The organism is Paenibacillus sp. AR247 (assembly GCF_002968895.1).
GTDB lineage: Bacteria > Bacillota > Bacilli > Paenibacillales > Paenibacillaceae > Paenibacillus_AQ > Paenibacillus_AQ favisporus.
Genome location: NZ_PCZT01000002.1, coordinates 2,696 through 19,441, shown reverse-complemented (window position 1 = coordinate 19,441; position 16,746 = coordinate 2,696). Strand labels below are relative to the sequence as shown.

Below are 16,746 nucleotides of genomic sequence, written 5' to 3'. Positions count from 1 at the left end.
ACCGGATTGAAGGCGAAGGGCATTTCCTGGCTGTCCTGCAGCATGAGGCGGACCCCGAGTCTGCCGCCGAAGCGGAACGGGTCAGAGACGCGCTGCTGAGCAGCACGGCTCCGGCGGAGTCCGCTGACCGGCCTAAGGGCAAGGAACGGCCGACGCGAAACGCCAAGCCCATGAAAGGAAAACCGCCGAAAAAAGGTGCGGGGAACCAGGGCGAAGCCGCACCAACGGCCGCGTATGAAGCTTTCATCCGCGAGCATCTTCTTGGCTTCGTGCCGGGGGGCCATACGGTCGTCTACGGCTCCCATATTTATCAATCGCCGCTGCCGCCAAGCCTTCTCGACGGGCTGAAGGTCGTCCGCCCGGGCTGGTACATGGGCGATGCCAAGAACGGCCGCTTCGTTCCAGCCCATCCGCTGGCGACGGCGCTGCATCCCGGCGAGTTCATCCGGGTCATCCGGCTCGATTCCGGGAGCGGCGAAGCCGTTCGTTATTTGAAGGGCGAAACGCTGAGCATTCCCGAGGAACGCGTGGAATGCGGAGGCGAAGCTTCGCCCAAGGGCTACGCCCTGGTCTGCATCGACGGCTATTCGGCCGGATGGGGCAAGTGGCAGGAGGGCATGCTGAAGAACGAATATCCGGCAGGCTGGAGGTGGACATCCGCATGAGCAAGCAGGGCAGAACGACACTGCGGTTGGACAAGGTGTTAACGCATATGGGATATGGCTCCCGGAGCGATATCAAGAAGAAAATCAAACAGGCGGGGGTTACCGTCAACGGAGTCCGGGCCAAGGACAGCGGCATGCATGTCGATCCGTATAAGGATGACATCCGGATTGACGGGGAACAGGTGCAGTATAAGGAATTTATCTATCTCATGCTGCACAAGCCGCCGGGCGTCGTCTCGGCGACCGAGGATACACGAGACCGGACCGTGCTGGATCTGCTGGAACCGGAGCATTTGGCATTCGAGCCGTTTCCGGTCGGGCGGCTGGATAAGGACACGGAAGGCCTGCTGCTGCTCACGAACGACGGCAAGCTGGCGCATGAGCTGCTGTCGCCCAAGCGGCATGTTTCCAAAACATACGAGGCCGTCGTATCCGGCGACGTGACCGAAACCGATGTACAGCAGTTCGCCTCCGGGGTCACGCTGGACGACGGTTATGTTACGCTGCCCGGCGAACTCACCATTTTGCGCAAAGAGCAGCAGGGGGACGAGGTTGTCTCCCACATCTCCCTTGTGATCCATGAGGGGAAATTTCACCAGGTGAAGCGGATGTTCCAGGCTGTCGGGAAAAAGGTCACCTACCTCAAGCGCGTGCAGATGGGGGAACTGAAGCTGGATGAAGGCCTGCGCATCGGGACTTACCGTGAGCTGACGGAGGATGAGCTGCTGCAGCTCGGGAAGGATGAAACATCCCGATAACATTGGCATACTACAATAGATCAAAGACCGGCTCGTTTTAGAACAGATACAGATAGAGATATTACGGCAAAGGATGGATGGAGCATGAAATACAAACTGATTGCATTGGATGTCGACGGCACACTGCTTAATGATGAGCATGAAGTAACCGAACAGACGCAGAAGACGATTCAGGAGGCCGCGCGTCAAGGTGCTGAAATCGTGCTGTGTACCGGGAGAGGACCGCAAAATTCCATTCCGTTTATGGAACAGATGGGGCTCTCCGGCTACGTCATCAGCCATAACGGGGCAGCGACGGTGAAGGTGGACACCCGGGAAGTGGTTCACCAATACGCGATGGACGCCAAGGCGATCGTGCCTTACCTGGATTACTTCCGGAAGGAAGGCGTGCATTTTGACGTTAATACGGCGTTTCAGATGTTTGTCGACGACGTTGAGGGACTGGCTGTGGAAGTGCGCAGCATGTATGAAAACTATCTGATGCTGCCGTCGGTTCTGCCGCCGCTGCATGACCTGAGTGATCCGATCGTCAAGGTCACCGCGTTTGGGCAGCCGGACACGATGGACCGGGTCCATCAGGACATCGCGGCGTGGACGCCGGAATTTAACATTCTGCGCAGCGGCGAATACTTCGTCGATCTGATGCATCCGGAAGCGTCCAAGGGGAACGCCCTCAAGCAGCTCGCCGAGCGGCGCGGTTACCGGCAGGAGGAGATTCTGGCGATCGGCAACTATTATAACGACATTACGATGCTCACCTACGCCGGCCTTGGCGTGGCGATGGACAACTCACCGTTGGAGGTTAAGGCCGCAGCTAATGAGGTGACGGCTTCGAACAATGAGGACGGCGTGCACGCGGCGCTGCTGAAATACTGTTTGTCGTAATAAATAAAAAGAGCCTTCCTACGGCTTCAGCTTGGTACACGCTGGCGTAGGAAGGCTCTTTGCTGTTGATGGCCGGTGGCTAGTGTTGCCGCAGGCCTTTGGGCAGGTGGTTTTTGAGCTGCCCGCCGCTGGCCTTGCCCCAGCCGAGCGGCAGCCCGTCCACGGCCGCGAGGACCCTGCGGGTCCTCCGCGGCCAGCGTGATGCGCTTGGCGTCTGCTGCGGGAGAGAGCCATGGCGAGCGCATGCGCCGGCTCGATCCGGTTTTTCTTGAGGTGGGCCAGGTGGAGGCCCGCCCGCGGCACTTTCAGGCCCTGGAGCTGCTGTTCCTGCAGCAGCTCCCCGCCTGGAAGCAGGTACAGCGATTCGCCGAACAGAATCGGCGTACCCGCCGGCAGCGCGAAGTCCGGCAGCTCCTCTTCCGCCCAGGCCTGGAACGCCTTCAGCGCAGACTGGGCGTCCTGGGGGCCGGCTCCCGGCTTGCCGTTTCCGGTGCGGCCTTTTCTTCGCGGCCGCTGCCGCTCGCTTGGCGAGGCCTCCAGGGTGTGCCCGCTGCCGCTGGGTTCTCCCTGTTTCTGAAGGAGGGCGACAAAATGCCCTTCCCCCGCCTCGCGATGCGGCCACAGCCGCTTCATGGCGATGATTTCCATATCGGCATAATAAGCCGTAAAGCGCTCCATCATGTCTTCATTTTCGCTGCGGTTAAACGTGCAGGTTGAATAAGCCATACTACCGCCGGGTTTCAGCATGGCGTATGCCTCCTGCAAAATATCCCACTGCCGGGCGGCGCACAGCTCGACCAGCTGCGGCGTCCATTCCGCGATCGCCCCGGAGTCCTTGCGGAACATGCCTTCGCCCGAGCAGTGGGGCGTCCAGCAACATGCCTTCGCCCGAGCATGGGGCGTCCAGCATGATCCGGTCAAACGCCTGCGGGAAACGGCGCGACAGCTCGTCCGGCGCCGCGCTTGTAACTACAGCGTTAGTAACGCCCATACGCTCGATGTTCTCGGCCAAAATTTTCGCCCGTTCCGGGTGGATTTCGTTCGAGACGAGCAGCCCTTCGCCGTTCATTTTCGAGGCGATATGGGTGCTCTTGCCGCCTGGCGCCGCGGCCAGGTCCAGGATCGTCTCGCCGGGCTGCGGATCGAGCAGCTCCACAGCCGACATGGCCGACGGTTCCTGGATGTAATATAAACCGGCCGTGTGGTACGGATGCTTGCCTGGCCGGACGTTCTCCCCGTAGTAATAGCCGGTGCTGCACCAAGGAACCGGGGTCAAGCCAAACTCCCGGATGACTGCCTCCTTGAGCTGCGGCACGCCCGCAAGCTTTAAGCCGTTGAACCTGAGCCCATGCGTTCTCGGCCGCTCGTAGCTGTCAAGAAATGCTTCGGTATCGCTTCCCAGCAGGGGTTCCATCTGTCTGACAAAAGCTGCGGGGAGTTCCTGTTTACCCATTCGTTACATACTCCTTTATTCAACATCATCATGGATGCGGTTTCTATGTATTCGTGCTTTCCGCCGAAGGGGAGGTCCCGACGGCTGCCGGCGGATTTGAAGACCGGTATGCGGTCACTTTATTTTTGCCTGTCGTCTTCGAGCGGTACATGGCCTGATCCGCCTGCGAAATGAGTGTACCGGCGTTCGTGCCTGCACGAAGGACGCTGTATCCGACGCTTAGGGTCACGATCGTTTCGGCTTCGACACGGGCCCGGATTTGCTCGGCAATCCGGCTGACTTTGGCCCTTTTATCGATGATGATGGCAACCAGCTCCTCGCCCCCGTACCGCCCGGCCAGGCCTGCTTCGTCGACTTCCTCCTCGATGATGGCGGCCACCTGCTTCAGCACCTGATCCGCTCTGGCATGGCCTTCGGTATCGTTCAGCTTCTTGAAATTATCGATGTCGCAGAAAATCAGCGAGACCTTCAGCCCCTGATCCACGTAACGGTTCAGCTGCCTCGTAAAGAAGCGGCGGTTGTATAAATTGGTCAAGCCGTCGGTAATGGATGAGCGGTAGATCGACTGCATTTGCTCCACGATCCGCGTAAACAAAATAAAAAAGAGGAGCGTGTAAAACAAGAGCGGCAGCCAGATCCAAATCGCCGGAATCCAAGTCTCTTCCAGGGGGATGAGGTTGTTCAGCAGATGGACCAAAATGTAGACAAAATAGACGGCCAATCCGGCGGTATATTTCTTGCGCTGGCCGACCCGAGGTGCCATGCCGAATAGCCCTATCATTACGGTGCCCAATTGGCACAGGTCTATATAACCCGCCTGCCAGCTTCCGGTCCCTTCCATAAAACCGGGAGACAGGAGCGGGACGATATACAGAACCGCCATGACGATCAGGAGCGCCCGCAGCCTGCGGTTCATCCGGTGGTACAGCTGGTACACGGCGAAGTTCAGGAGGAGGAAGGAGAAGGCCTGAAGCCAATCGGCTCCTTCCGGGTAACTCCCTTGCCTAGGCGATCCGGAGAAGGCGAAATGGATGTTCACCCCTTCGTATGCCATAATGAACAAAAAGGCCGCCACCATGTAGAGATAGGCTTTTTTGCGCTGCCTGCTGTACATCGTGAGACAAATCAGCAGCATGATGAGTATGATATATAAACCTGATGCGGCGGCAATCCCCGGTACAATGGGGGATAAGAATGAAGAGTAGGGCATGGATCGTTCTCCTGCTCTCTTGAATATTCTTTGGATCAGCGGTTTTACTTTACTGAAACATATGTTCTAATATATCATAATTTACAAGATGCCGAAAAGCTAAGAGACCTACAGAAAGGGGTGGTTTTCCCATTATGAGATTGTTACAGGCCCTCTTTTTCCCACCCGAGCAGCCGGGCGGAGTATCCTCCATGATTCCGTATATGCAGGAGCGATTCCAATCATCAAGATGGGATATGGAGCTGTTCTGGCTTCCTAAACGGATCCGCAACAAGGGGCATGAGGAGGTCGTGTTTGACACCTTCGATTGGACCGAGTTCAAGGACTCCCCTGTCGTTCAAAAATATATTCAGACGTACAAGGATTACTTGTGGTGGACGCGTCTGCGGATCCAGAAGCCGTATGACCTGATCCACGCGCACCATCCCATCGCCGGGCTGGCCGCCAAGCAGGTTTTTCCCGATACGCCGTTAATTCAGACTATTCACTCCAGTTATGAACGGGAATTAATATTGAACGGACGCATTAAGAGCGGGGGGCCGGAGCACCGTTTTCTCGTATCGCTGTACCGCGAGCTGGAGCAGAAGAGCCAGCGCATGCTGACGGTTTCCCGGTCGTTCGCAGGCTATTTATCGGACTTTGTGGACTATCCGGATAAGATTGGGGTCATTCCGAACGGTTTTGACGAAAAGCGGTTCAAGCCGGTTCCCCATGAGAACGAGGTGCCGCAGCTGATTACGGTCTGCCGCCTGGTACCCGCCAAAGGGCTGGATATTTTGCTGAAGGCCTGCGCCGAGCTTAAGAAAAAGGGTCATGACTACGTGCTGCACATCATCGGAGACGGACCATTCCGCACGGAGCTGGAGAGCCTTGCCAAAGAGCTTGGCATCTATAACGAAACTATTTTCTATGGATACACGCTGCATCCGGAAGAGTTTATGCCGTTTTTTGATATTTTCGTGCTCCCTTCCCGAGCGGAAGCCTTTGGTTCGGTCTTTGCGGAAGCGGCGCTCAGCTGCCTGGCCCTGGTAGGAACCGACGTAGGCGGAATTCCGGAGCAGATCGAAGACGGAGTGAACGGCCTGCTGGTGCCGCCGGAGGACCCGATCGCGCTCTGCGAAGCGCTTGAGAAGGTCATCACCGACCCGATGTACCGCTACGATCTCGCCCGGACGGCCTGGGATAAGGCGAAGAGCCAATATTCCCTGACGCATGCGGTGAATGAACTGAAGAAAATTTATTTATCTTATCAAAAGGTGTAGCGTGCTGGCCATTCAACTTAAAGAGGCAGGTGCTGAGAAATTCAGCTCCCGCCTTTTTTCTATTTCATGCCTCTGTCATTTGGATTTGAACATCAGCTTCAGCACCAATATCAGGCTCAGCGCGCCGAAAATCGGGTACAGCACGGACAGCAGGGAGCTGAATCCGATTTGGCTCAGCAGGAAACAGATAAACATGACGCAGGCGATCAGAAGCTTTGGCGGCAAAGGAATATGCTGCTGCAGTTGAAGGGTGACTCCGTAGATGTCGGCGACGAAGGTGCTGAAGATCTCCAGAAAGATCAGCATCACATAAATCAACTGGATGGCGGTGCCCAGGTTGCTGGCGATGCTGCCCATCGGGATTTCGTACTGCCGGATGCCCGGCATGTGGGCGGACATGGCAACGTGCGCGGCCAGCAGCATAAATCCGACGCCGACGCCCCCCAGAATGCCCCCCCATTTAACCACCCTATGGCTTTCCGTCTTGCTTCCAAGGGGTACCAGCACCGCTTGGGCCATGACGAGATTGAAGGATGTATACAGCAGCGGAGAGGTCCACACCGCCGTATAATGATGGTCGGTCGTAATCCGCAGGAAGCTGTCTGCCCCCGGCATGCGGATCGTATTGAATATAATGGCCAAAGACAACGTCAGCATCAAGGGGACGACAATGCTGTTCATCTGCACGATGGCATTCATTCCCCGGGTGAGCAAGACATAGGATCCGACCAGAGTGATGATCAGGCCTGTCTGATAATGAAGGTTTAAATGCTCGACGAAAACGGAGCCGGCTCCCGCCAACATGACGCTGTTTACGCAGACGAGCACGAACATCATCACGATGCTGATCACTCCCCCGGCCCGGTCCCCGAACAAATGCTTGTTGAAATCCTCATAGGATCTGGCCGATATCCGCCGTGAAATGATCATAATCTTGGTACCAAGCCAAATAAACAGGGCGGTGGACAGCAGAATCGTCAGCGTCGCCCATTTGCCGTATTGGGTAAAAAACTGCAGGATCTCCTGTCCGGTCGCAAAGCCTGCACCCACAATGGTTCCGATATATGTAAAAGCAATTTGAAGCACCCTGATCCCGTTCTTCATCGTTCTCCTCCCTGCTGCAGGCAGTCCGTTTGTGTCCTGCCTGTACTACAGGTTATGATGATTAGAGGTAGGACATGACTGGAACCTGTCCATGTCTCATGAAGGCAGTCCATAAGGCGTTTCCCGTGAGCGGCTGCGTTCGAATGGACGAATAGACACACCGATAGGAAAGAGAGGCTTTGTTATGGCAGGAGTTACCTTTTACATTGCCCATTACGGGTATGCCGCCATGTACTTTTTGCTGGCCCTGGGCATTCTGGGTATTCCGGTGCCTGACGAAACGCTGATTGTTGCTTTCGGGGGGATGGCCGCGAGGGGTGAGTTCAACTTTGCCGGCGCGCTGGCCGTCACTTTTCTGGGAAGCATGACCGGGATGATGATCAGCTATTCTCTTGGACGCCTGGTCGGGGAACCCCTGCTTCACCGGTATGGAAAATGGGTAAGAATGACTCCGGAGCGGCTGGCTGGGGCGGAGAAGTGGTTTAGGCGTTATGGATCACTAAGCATTATCGTCGGCTACTTCGTGCCTGGACTCCGGCATTTATCTTCGTATATCGCCCGGCATTTATCTTCGTATATCGCGGGGACGACGAAACTTCCTGCCAGGGCTTATGTGGTGTATGCGGGAGCAGGTGCCGCCTTGTGGTGCACCACGTTTATGCTGATCGGACATGCCGTTGGATATCATTGGAACGAAATTGCCGGGAGGATGACGCACACCACGATCCGGATCGGGCTGCTTGCGGCCCTTCTTGCACTCGGAGCGGCCATTGGTTTGCTTCGGTGGAAGAAACGCTGACATTTGAAGTTATGTATGGAGTTTCCCCTTGAAGTGGGAGCCCAAGATATGTTACTTTTACGTCAAAGGAACGGCGTAGGGGGCTATTGAAATGGATAAGTTAAAAGAACGAATTTTACAAGAAGGCGTCATCGTTTCGGATCAGGTGCTGAACTTGGACGGTCTGCTTAATCACCAGGTGGATCCGCAGCTGACGATGGAGATGGGAAAAGAGTTTGCATCCCGGTTTGCCGAAGCCGGTGTGACCCGGGTCGTTACCGTGGAATCGTCTGGGATTGCGGTGGCCTTTGCGACGGCTTACGAGCTTGGCGTGCCGCTGGTGTTCGCCCGCCGCAAGAAGACGCTGCTGGCCGATCCGGACGCTCTTTGCGAACGGGTTCCTTCGTTTACCAAAGGGATCGTGACGGATATTATGCTGTCGCGTCATTATATCAGCGAACAGGATAAAGTGCTCTTTATCGATGACATCATTGCAAACGGAGATGCTGCGCGGGGGCTTATCAAAATTATCGAACGCTCCGGCGCGGAATTGGTTGGCCTTGGTGTCGTCATAGAGAAGTGCTTTCAGGCAGGGGCCCGGACCATCCGGGAGCAGGGCATAAGTATTGAACCGCTCGTCCGTATCCAGTCGCTCGAAGGCGGCGTCATCACTTTTGCCGATTAAGCCCGGGATGAAAGCCCGTTTCGCCGCATTTTCCGCGGATAAATCGAAACAATTTCTTTCAACCGGCCGTCTTTTGGCTTATAATATGTATTAGATGATCATGAGGGGAGGCAGCACAATGGGGAAAGAACCGGTAACCGAACAGTATTTCATTGATAAATTGGCCAAAGCAAAGGATCACTTTGAAAGAGCGCTTGATTGCAAGCATACCGAATTCGATGACCTCTATCCCTATATTATAGAGCATCCTCAGTTTTTTTGGTATAAACGTTACGTGGCCTGGTCAGAACTGCTGACTATCGTGGGCATGTGTGATGAGCTAGACTTCTCCTGGAAGGAATTGTTTACCCCTCATCAAGTTGAATATCTGGAAAAACGAGTGATGTCGTCGACGGTGCTCGATTATTGGTACGAGAAGAACGACAGTAAAGAACACGCACAACGTTAATTGCTGAGCGTCACCGAGAGGTTCAGTTGATTAATATACACACCTTTATACCAACACATTCAGGATCAGCGGCCTATTGGCTGCTGGTCCTTTCTTATAATATCAGAAAAGTGTAAACGCCAGAGCATTGCTTCCTGATATTGCAAGAAAAATTACCTTTTAACGCGGTCTGTCTTCTTTGAAGGTACGTCGATAGAGGTTTTCTTAATAATGCCGGATGATTTTAACGAAAAATGCCATTGAACCCACTCAGTCTTGTGTATAATAAAGGTCGGTAAACACCGATTCCATTGTAAGATATGCGGGAAAAGCATATACTTATCCATGTTCATTACAAGAAGAGATTGCTTCAGAAGCAAAGGAGGATTGGAGATGATCAGCGATGAGGAATTGGATGCGTACCGCCAATCCGGAGAGCAGGTCCGGGTGGTTCGCGACGGCATCGAAAGCAATGATGTAACCGGGATTGTTGTGGCTTGGGACGGCAGCCAGGTGCTGATCCGCCGCCGCAACCGCAAAGTGGTCAAGCTGGACCGGAACTACTTGTTCCAGCCTGCGAGTGCTCCGCGTCAAAGCCCTCTGGAATAATAGCAGAGCCGTCTGGTTCGGTTCCCCTTGGTTCATATCGGGGGACTCCAGGCGGCTCTTATGGTTTGGAGCCCTCCTGAAAATAGGGAGCAGCGGGGTGGTCCATATGGTGAGTAAAAGAAGAGACGGGTAGGAGAGAACGGTCTTCTGGAGAGAAAGGATCCAGCCCGAGGTAAACTCTCATCCGAACGAGCATCTCGTTACGAAAAGCCGGCCAGAGGATATTCATTTCGTCGGTATAGCCTCTGCAGGAATATTCCGCCCTGACCCCGGTATCATCTTGTAAGATTCGGAGGATCCGGATCTTGCGTCTTTTCATTTCCCGCTTGACTTCAGCGAGCAGTGTGCCGGCCTGCCGGTCGCCGTTCACAATCAGTTCCGAATACAACTGAGGTGTCTTGAATACGCCGCTCTCCTCCATAATCCGAATGTCCCGTTCGAAAACTTTATGAATAAAAATCAGGAGCAGATAACTCTTAATCAGCGATGCCTCTTCCGACGTCATGCCGGGTGCTGCCATACATATCACCACCTGTACGAACTTATGTTCTTATTTTACCCGCAAATGCTTGGATTATTCAATAGATAGGAACTGGAAATTGTTCAGAATGAAAAGGAGATTAAACTTTTTTTGAAAAAGTGTTGACTATACCTGTCCAGCATGGTATGATCTATCTTGTCGCTGCGAAAGATTGAATCTTTCAAAGAGTGACCGACCGATTTGCGGTCGTGGCGGAATTGGCAGACGCGCACGGTTCAGGTCCGTGTGGGCTAACCCCCGTGGAGGTTCGAGTCCTCTCGACCGCATACATACATATAAGGCGTTCCCGTTTTGAACAACGGGGACGCCTTTTTGTGTTATTTGTTATTCCCGTAACTTTTCTGAGAGGGGCGAAACGGGGATTTTTGCTATACATAATTCCTCCAACTTCCTCAAACAATGAAACCACATCGTGGAGATACCGAGTAAAGGAGGAAGTTGCTTGAGTACATCATCTTTCAATAAGCTGCATCACGGCTGGCGGAATATTGCGGCAGCGGGACTGGCCCTTACGGTTGCGCTTTCTGGTCAAACCGCCTTCGCGGATGGGGAACGATCACTGGCGGCGGAGCGGGTCTTCAACGAGCAAGCGGAGCAGCCCGCGGCAGACAAGCGGCAAAGTGACATGAAGCCGGATAAAAAGGTTGCGATCATCATCGACGACTTCGGGAACGGGCAAGGGGGAACCGAAGAAATGCTGTCCCTGCCGATTAAGCTGACCGTGGCCATCATGCCGTTTCTTCCTACCAGTAAAGCCGACGCGGAGCTGGCCCATAAACAGGGGCATGACGTCATTGTCCATATGCCGATGGAGCCCAAGCAGGGCAATCCCAAGTGGCTAGGTCCCGGCGCCATTACCTCCAATATGAGCAATGAGGAGATTCGCCAACGGGTGGAGGAAGCCATCGACAACGTGCCGTATGCGGTCGGCATGAACAATCATATGGGATCGAAGATTACCGGAGACGAACGGATCATGTCCATCGTACTGGAGGTCTGCCGCGAACGCGGGTTGTTCTTCGTGGACAGCAAGACCAACTACCATTCCGTTGTCGGCAAGCTGGCCGTTCAGATGGGAATGCCTCCGGTGGCCAATAACATATTTCTGGACGACCGACACACCGTCAGCCATGTCAGCAAACAAATGAAAGCCGTTGAAACCTGGGCGAGCGAACATCAGAACTGTGTAACGATCGGTCATGTCGGCGTGCAGGGGAAAAAGACGGCGGAGGCCATTCGCCAAAGCATCACCGGTATGCAGAACTCCGTATCTTTTGTAGGAATCAGCGATCTCGTCCGGGATATCTGGGATTGGAAGCCGGCGCCTATATTGCCGTCAAATAATAATTGATTCCGTTCGCGATGGCCTGCGCGATCTTGAGCTGCCCGCGCCGATTGCACAGCATCGCCCGGTCTGCGGCATTGCTGAGAAATCCGGTCTCTACGATAACCGCAGGATCTTTAACCTGGTTCAGCAGGTAAAACGGGCTTCCCAGCCGGATGCTTCCCTTCGTCTGGTACAGCGGGTTAAGCTGCTGCTGGATGCTGTCCGCAAGCAGGACGCTGCGCCCTTCGTTCTGGTGAAGCACAAGCGCCCCGTTCTTTGAAGGATTGCGGCCCCAATTGACGTGAAGACTCACGACGATCAGGGTCGGCAGCTGATGGCTTAGCTCCTTGCGCTGCGCGAGATCGCGTTTATGGCGGGAAGAGCTGCGGAGCCAGTGATTGTCGTCGCTGAGGGCGTAATCAGCCGTCCGGTTCAAGACCGCGTCGTACCCCTGGCTGCGCAGCAGCATAAACAGCTTCTGGGCGATGGCGAGGTTAATGTCCTTTTCCAGAATGTTCTGAAATGAAGTCCCTCCGTCGACACCGCCATGTCCTGCATCCACGATAATAACTTCATGCGGAAAAGCCGGATGCTCCGGATAGGCGGTTGTACTTTGGTCACCGGGGCCTGCGGCCCAAGCGGACGAGCTGCCTGCGCACAACATTGCCGGGATCAGGAGGATGGCGGCGATCAAGCTTTTGATAGGCATAAAGGATGGCCCTCCTTTCGTTAAACGGGATTTGAGCGAAAAATTGATGTCGAAGTTAGAATGTGCAATAAACGGTAAAAAATGCACCGTCCGCATTCCTCCGTTTAGATTACAGTATCTCTGTGCAAACTAAGAGCATAGCAGGGCTGTAATTTGGCATTGTGGGAGGAATGGAAATGGCCAGTGGAGATGAACTTGTAAAATACATTACAGAGCGCGTCGTCAACTACATGGAAACACCCAAGGAAGAACGAAGGAAGCAAAAATATAAAGAGCCGTGGACGGTCAAATGGTTCGGCATGATCCCGTTCGGATTGTCCCAATGGGGAGGCCGGGCGGCTGACAAACGCCATCCCAAGCGGCGAAAAACCAAGATTCGGAATCTTCATGACTGAACGAAAATGAAAGAAGCGGACCTCGTGTGGATACGAGGTCCGCTTCTTTTTGGGAAGGAAACGCGATAAGGGCAGGAACAGATAATCATGCAGCGGATCTAGGGGCGGGCATGAAATTCTCCGGCAGCCATCAGCATGGAGACAGGGAGGTACCGGGTTCCGGCACGTCCTGTCGCCGCGTAGTTGACCGCAGGAGCGCTTGCGGCTGGAGACCATGTCTGAATCCCGCTTACCGCAAACGGCGCCCCATAGGACGCGTTACGGCCGGGAGCGGTGAAGATCAGACTGCCGCCGGATGCGACTGCTTTCAGCAGATCGTCTCCGCGGCGGATGTTCAGCCGGGGCGAGGTCATCCAGAGCAGGTCGTCATAAGGATCGTTGCCATCTATCTTCGCAGCAGGTGACGATGCCTCGAGCCGGAGACCGTTCTGATTGGTAACGACTGCTGTCTTAGAAACGGAGGCGGTGCTGGCGGAAACGGCATTTGCCGGCAGAAGCTCCAAAGTCAGCGCATTGATGTACATCGCTGGCTTGCCGGGCAGGGTCACTTTCCAAACCGGCAGCATGGCCGAATATTGAGCTTGGATTTGAACGTTTGCGGGGAGGCCGGGGTGATCGGGAATAAGGCCATCCTCAGCAAGCCGGTCATGGAGCGCATCGCTACTGTAAGGGATGGCTGGACCGCTGCCGTACTCGCTGAGCATATATCCGCCTTCCTCCCTGGCAGTGAATATTAAATATCCCAGCTGCTTGCTATCCTTTGAAACGATCGCAAGCCAGCTGTGGGTGCCGGGCCCTAGCGGGTAATAGTCGATGGCGGCGCTTTCCCACTGCTGAAACTCGGACTGCGCGGACAGCTCGCGGACGACGGAGCCGGCAAAGCTCTCCAGCGGCGCGGGCACCGCCTGCATGTCCGATCCCGATGCGATCCGAAGCAAGGCCGTCCGCGCTGGGCTTGCCGCCTTGGCGGCAGCGATGCCGACCGCTGCGGCCGATTGCGGGACCGCAGGACCCCAGGCCGGCAAGGCGCAGCTGACGGCACAGGTCAACGCCGTCACTTTTAAAGCGAGAGATACCATCCTCACCACATTCACCCTCCTCGATTTCAGAGCTTTATTGACATCATTGTATCGGACAAGCCGTAAAAAGGCTGTTGCAAGGTGTCGGGCTTTGGGGCGCGGGCACGGGTCTTTTTTTGCCTTCTTTTAGCGAGGGAGGTCAAATGCTCATGGACGGATGGATCTTAAGTGAAACAGACCGCAGGTTATGGCGGACAGGTTCACCTTAGGTTCATACTGCCATGTCATTTCGCTGCGCCGGTTGTCGTATTGCTCCCGGATGGCCGTAAGCTTCTCCTCCTCGGTTTCCTTGAGGAGGTCTTCGTAATACATGTCGATCACCGCAAGCTCATCCCTAAGGCGCTCCCTGGCGGCTTCCGCCCAGCTGTAATCCTCTCCTGCCAGCAGTCCCTTCATATGCTTCTCCAGCAGATTGGCCGCGCCCGCGAGCGAGAGGCTTCCCGGCTGGATATGGATATTCTCGGGAAGCCGCGGCCCGAGCTGAAGCGTCTCCAGACGCCGGGCAAACTGCTGGTCGATCTGCCCGGTCACCAGCGAGATGCCGATGAAGTGGAGCGCTTCTTTCTTCACGTCGCAGGTCATCTCGACCTTGAAGCAGACGCCCAGCCACGGCTCGTAGGGGGCAGAGAACAGCGTCTCCCGCTGCAAAGGGCCCGGCTGCTCGAACAGGTACACGCAGGAGCCCTCCTGCCGGGCTACGGACCAAATTTGCTGCAGCCGGCTGCTGCCGTATGTGACGTCTTCGCGGGGAATTCGCCCTGGGCCGATCCGCGGCCCTGCCGGATTCACCCCGAAATACCTCGACAGAATGCTGTCCTGCGGCTGAGGCTGCGCTGAAGGAGGCGGGGTTTTGGCCGCCTGTTCGTTATATTGGTCCGGGTCAAAGACGAAGGTGTAGGAAAGGGTTTCCGGCTCCGCCCCCGTCCGTTCAATAAAGCCCCAGTAGTAGGGGCGGTTGGTCAGCTGTTTGTCCGCCTGCGGTGACAGCTTGACGGTCACGTGATAAGGAGACTTCTCGATAATGCTGCATTCGGTCGTTTCCAGATAGGTTAGCACTTGCTTCTGAACTTCCTGCGGGGACAGGCTCATCAAGCTTCCTCCTCAATGACGGTTTCCGCATCTTCGTATTCGATCTCGCGCTTGATCTGGTCAAGCGACTGCCCGAGCGAGCTGACCTTGCTGCGGATTTCCTCATCCGACTCCGACTCGAGGAACAGCTTGTACAGGCTTTTCTCGAACGATTCCTTTTTCTCGAAACGCTCCAGAATGACATCCAGGCCGCCGATGACCGACTCGAACATGTTGATTTTTTCGTGCAGCAGGTTCAGGATATGCTCCTCGATCGTTCCGGTGGTGGACAGGTTGTAAATCTTCACGTCGTTCTGCTGCCCGAGCCGGTGGACGCGGCCGATCCGCTGCTCCACCCGCATCGGGTTCCACGGCAGGTCAAAATTGATCATATGGTGGCAGAACTGCAGGTTGATGCCCTCGCCGCCGGCTTCGGTGGCGATCATGACCTGGGCCCGGCCGCGGAACAGGTCCATCATCCAGTCCTTTTTGCCCCGGTTCATTCCGCCGCGGTACGGTACACAGGACAAGCCGTGTTTTTGAAAATCTGAAGCAGGTATTCCTGCGTCGCCCGGTATTCCGTAAACACGATGCAAAATTCTACACATTGATACTGAAGATGCCCTGCCGAAGGTCTTTCCTGGGCATTGAGGATTACCAATCTAATGCAATTTTTGACAATCTTTATAGTCCAAGATAAAAAAGCGATCGTTTCCGAAAGGAAATGATCGCTTCCTCCTCAGCTTCAGATGAAATCCGAAAACCGCTAATGATAGTTCCCTTGGCTTTTGTGAGTTATTCTTATATGAGACGTACAACAGAAACATATGAGTGCATGAACGAAATCTAAATGGCCTATTTGCGTACCTGACGCGTAAATAAGACACCTATTATGGTGTCTCGTGATATTCGGTAGCCATATATTGCTATGGAGTGAAAGACTCCTTTCTCACCCAAGCTCCACCCTCATCCGTACTCCGGTAAAACATCGTAGCGTAGCGGAGTGCTCCGCGTGCCGCTTCTTCAACAGATGAATATCTATTTTCCGATGGTTTGTGAGGATCGGTTTTGTCCGCGTCTTTATAGTAATGGCTTAGCTCATAAAAATAATGGCCGTTCTGATTTCTGAGAATATCGATTTCAATTTCTTTACCATCGATGATAACCTTCAGTGTTCGGGAAAATCTCGTGAACGGCTTGAATATCGGCGTGAAGATTTTTGAGTTCAGACAAATTTAACATCATCAGTATCCTCCCAATAGCTTCCTTTACCAAAGTAATCTTTACATACGCTGTTGAGTGACTGCAGCATATCGATCATCCTTTTAAATCACAGGTATGGAAGGTATCATTGATTTCACGGTTTTCCTCCGTAATTGAATATACATGGATCTCAGCGCAGCCATCCCATCTAATATTTACATCAAAACGCTTATCTTCTGTTTCGAGTTCTAGCGCTGCAATTCCGCCGTCTTCATCTCTTTTATGTTCGGTCTTTATAATCCACATTCTAATACACCACCTTGCGCTTATATTACCCAAAAGCTGAAAAATTATTGCTATCATAACAGGATTTGGAATCCATTTTGCATGAAATAAGGAGAAATACCGTTCTTGTGATATAACTCCTTTGGTTACTGTTTTATTCGGTTTCTATATCAGGTATATCATCAAAGACGTTCGACTTCGGCACTTGGGTCATATTTTCTTTTTGCTGAACCCAATACCCGATATTGTGGTACCAATCCTGAAAAGAGTCGTCCAATTGCTGTTCCCGATTGCGGTCCTCAT

17 protein-coding genes, 1 tRNA gene and 2 pseudogenes are annotated in these 16,746 nt (G+C 54.2%); 11 read left to right on the top strand and 9 right to left on the bottom strand.

Annotation, left to right across the window (positions count from 1 at the left end; all coding sequences use genetic code 11):
* The 3 genes from CPT76_RS00385 to CPT76_RS00375 all read left to right on the top strand — a co-directional run.
* On the top strand, positions 1-665 hold a 665-nt coding region (locus CPT76_RS00385), incomplete at its 5' end, for an RsmF rRNA methyltransferase first C-terminal domain-containing protein (protein WP_181152636.1).
* Complete coding sequence (locus CPT76_RS00380) at positions 662-1,423, top strand: pseudouridine synthase (protein WP_105441561.1); 762 nt, start codon at positions 662-664, stop codon at positions 1,421-1,423. The genes CPT76_RS00385 and CPT76_RS00380, both read left to right, overlap by 4 nt.
* Positions 1,424-1,507: 84 nt before the next feature.
* On the top strand, positions 1,508-2,308 hold the full coding sequence (locus CPT76_RS00375; RefSeq protein ID WP_105441560.1) for a Cof-type HAD-IIB family hydrolase: 801 nt from the start codon (positions 1,508-1,510) through the stop codon (positions 2,306-2,308).
* 79 nt (positions 2,309-2,387) lie between these two features.
* Here the strand turns inward: CPT76_RS00375 and CPT76_RS41790 are convergent.
* Positions 2,388-3,761, bottom strand: a pseudogene (locus CPT76_RS41790) (RsmB/NOP family class I SAM-dependent RNA methyltransferase).
* 43 nt (positions 3,762-3,804) lie between these two features.
* Positions 3,805-4,971, bottom strand: a complete 1,167-nt coding sequence (locus tag CPT76_RS00365; RefSeq protein WP_105441559.1) for a GGDEF domain-containing protein — start codon at positions 4,969-4,971, stop codon at positions 3,805-3,807.
* Positions 4,972-5,105: 134 nt separating this feature from the next.
* Here CPT76_RS00365 and CPT76_RS00360 point away from each other — a divergent pair, with 134 nt between their 5' ends.
* The gene (locus tag CPT76_RS00360; protein WP_105441558.1) at positions 5,106-6,233 is read left to right on the top strand and encodes a glycosyltransferase family 4 protein; all 1,128 of its coding nucleotides are present in this window, start codon (positions 5,106-5,108) and stop codon (positions 6,231-6,233) included.
* Between the two features lie 75 nt (positions 6,234-6,308).
* On the opposite strand, the gene CPT76_RS00355 is transcribed toward CPT76_RS00360, so the two are convergent.
* Positions 6,309-7,337 carry a YkvI family membrane protein gene (locus CPT76_RS00355; protein ID WP_105441557.1) on the bottom strand — a complete coding sequence of 343 codons (1,029 nt, stop codon included), beginning with the start codon at positions 7,335-7,337 and terminating at the stop codon, positions 6,309-6,311.
* Positions 7,338-7,521: 184 nt separating this feature from the next.
* Between CPT76_RS00355 and CPT76_RS00350 the strand changes: the two genes are divergently transcribed.
* The 4 genes from CPT76_RS00350 to CPT76_RS00335 all read left to right on the top strand — a co-directional run bounded on the left by CPT76_RS00350 (position 7,522) and on the right by CPT76_RS00335 (position 9,836).
* On the top strand, positions 7,522-8,136 hold the full coding sequence (locus CPT76_RS00350) for a DedA family protein (RefSeq protein WP_105441556.1): 615 nt from the start codon (positions 7,522-7,524) through the stop codon (positions 8,134-8,136).
* Positions 8,137-8,227: 91 nt separating this feature from the next.
* Positions 8,228-8,800, top strand: coding sequence for a xanthine phosphoribosyltransferase (locus CPT76_RS00345; RefSeq protein WP_076170214.1), 573 nt, complete (start codon positions 8,228-8,230; stop codon positions 8,798-8,800).
* Between the two features lie 118 nt (positions 8,801-8,918).
* Positions 8,919-9,248 carry a hypothetical protein gene (locus CPT76_RS00340; RefSeq protein WP_076170213.1) on the top strand — a complete coding sequence of 110 codons (330 nt, stop codon included), beginning with the start codon at positions 8,919-8,921 and terminating at the stop codon, positions 9,246-9,248.
* 372 nt (positions 9,249-9,620) lie between these two features.
* Positions 9,621-9,836 (top strand): hypothetical protein, encoded by a 216-nt coding sequence (locus tag CPT76_RS00335; RefSeq protein WP_076170212.1) that lies wholly within the window; start codon positions 9,621-9,623, stop codon positions 9,834-9,836.
* Positions 9,837-9,894: 58 nt separating this feature from the next.
* On the opposite strand, the gene CPT76_RS00330 is transcribed toward CPT76_RS00335, so the two are convergent.
* Positions 9,895-10,356: a YhjD family protein gene (locus CPT76_RS00330; protein ID WP_258167939.1), complete on the bottom strand. Its 462-nt coding sequence runs from the start codon at positions 10,354-10,356 to the stop codon at positions 9,895-9,897.
* A 203-nt stretch (positions 10,357-10,559) separates the two neighbouring features.
* On the opposite strand from CPT76_RS00330, the gene CPT76_RS00325 reads away from it, so the two are divergent.
* Both CPT76_RS00325 and CPT76_RS00320 read left to right on the top strand, forming a co-directional pair.
* A tRNA-Leu gene (locus CPT76_RS00325) sits at positions 10,560-10,643 on the top strand.
* Between the two features lie 176 nt (positions 10,644-10,819).
* Complete coding sequence (locus CPT76_RS00320) at positions 10,820-11,728, top strand: divergent polysaccharide deacetylase family protein (RefSeq protein ID WP_258167938.1); 909 nt, start codon at positions 10,820-10,822, stop codon at positions 11,726-11,728.
* On the opposite strand, the gene CPT76_RS00315 is transcribed toward CPT76_RS00320, so the two are convergent.
* The gene (locus CPT76_RS00315) at positions 11,703-12,368 is read right to left on the bottom strand and encodes an N-acetylmuramoyl-L-alanine amidase (RefSeq protein ID WP_374954585.1); all 666 of its coding nucleotides are present in this window, start codon (positions 12,366-12,368) and stop codon (positions 11,703-11,705) included. The genes CPT76_RS00320 and CPT76_RS00315 overlap by 26 nt on opposite strands.
* Positions 12,369-12,589: 221 nt before the next feature.
* Between CPT76_RS00315 and CPT76_RS00310 the strand changes: the two genes are divergently transcribed.
* Positions 12,590-12,808, top strand: a complete 219-nt coding sequence (locus CPT76_RS00310; RefSeq protein ID WP_105441555.1) for a YqzE family protein — start codon at positions 12,590-12,592, stop codon at positions 12,806-12,808.
* Positions 12,809-12,906: 98 nt separating this feature from the next.
* Here the strand turns inward: CPT76_RS00310 and CPT76_RS00305 are convergent, their stop codons facing one another.
* The 4 genes and pseudogenes from CPT76_RS00305 to CPT76_RS00285 all read right to left on the bottom strand — a co-directional run bounded on the left by CPT76_RS00305 (position 12,907) and on the right by CPT76_RS00285 (position 16,464).
* The gene (locus CPT76_RS00305) at positions 12,907-13,893 is read right to left on the bottom strand and encodes a hypothetical protein (protein WP_105441554.1); all 987 of its coding nucleotides are present in this window, start codon (positions 13,891-13,893) and stop codon (positions 12,907-12,909) included.
* Positions 13,894-14,034: 141 nt separating this feature from the next.
* Positions 14,035-14,976 carry a YqhG family protein gene (locus CPT76_RS00300; protein WP_105441553.1) on the bottom strand — a complete coding sequence of 314 codons (942 nt, stop codon included), beginning with the start codon at positions 14,974-14,976 and terminating at the stop codon, positions 14,035-14,037.
* A pseudogene (locus CPT76_RS00295) lies at positions 14,976-15,556 on the bottom strand (DEAD/DEAH box helicase); the annotation flags it as partial. The gene CPT76_RS00300 and the pseudogene CPT76_RS00295, both read right to left, overlap by 1 nt.
* A 716-nt stretch (positions 15,557-16,272) precedes the next feature.
* Positions 16,273-16,464: a hypothetical protein gene (locus tag CPT76_RS00285; protein ID WP_258167936.1), complete on the bottom strand. Its 192-nt coding sequence runs from the start codon at positions 16,462-16,464 to the stop codon at positions 16,273-16,275.
* Positions 16,465-16,746 lie beyond the last annotated feature (282 nt).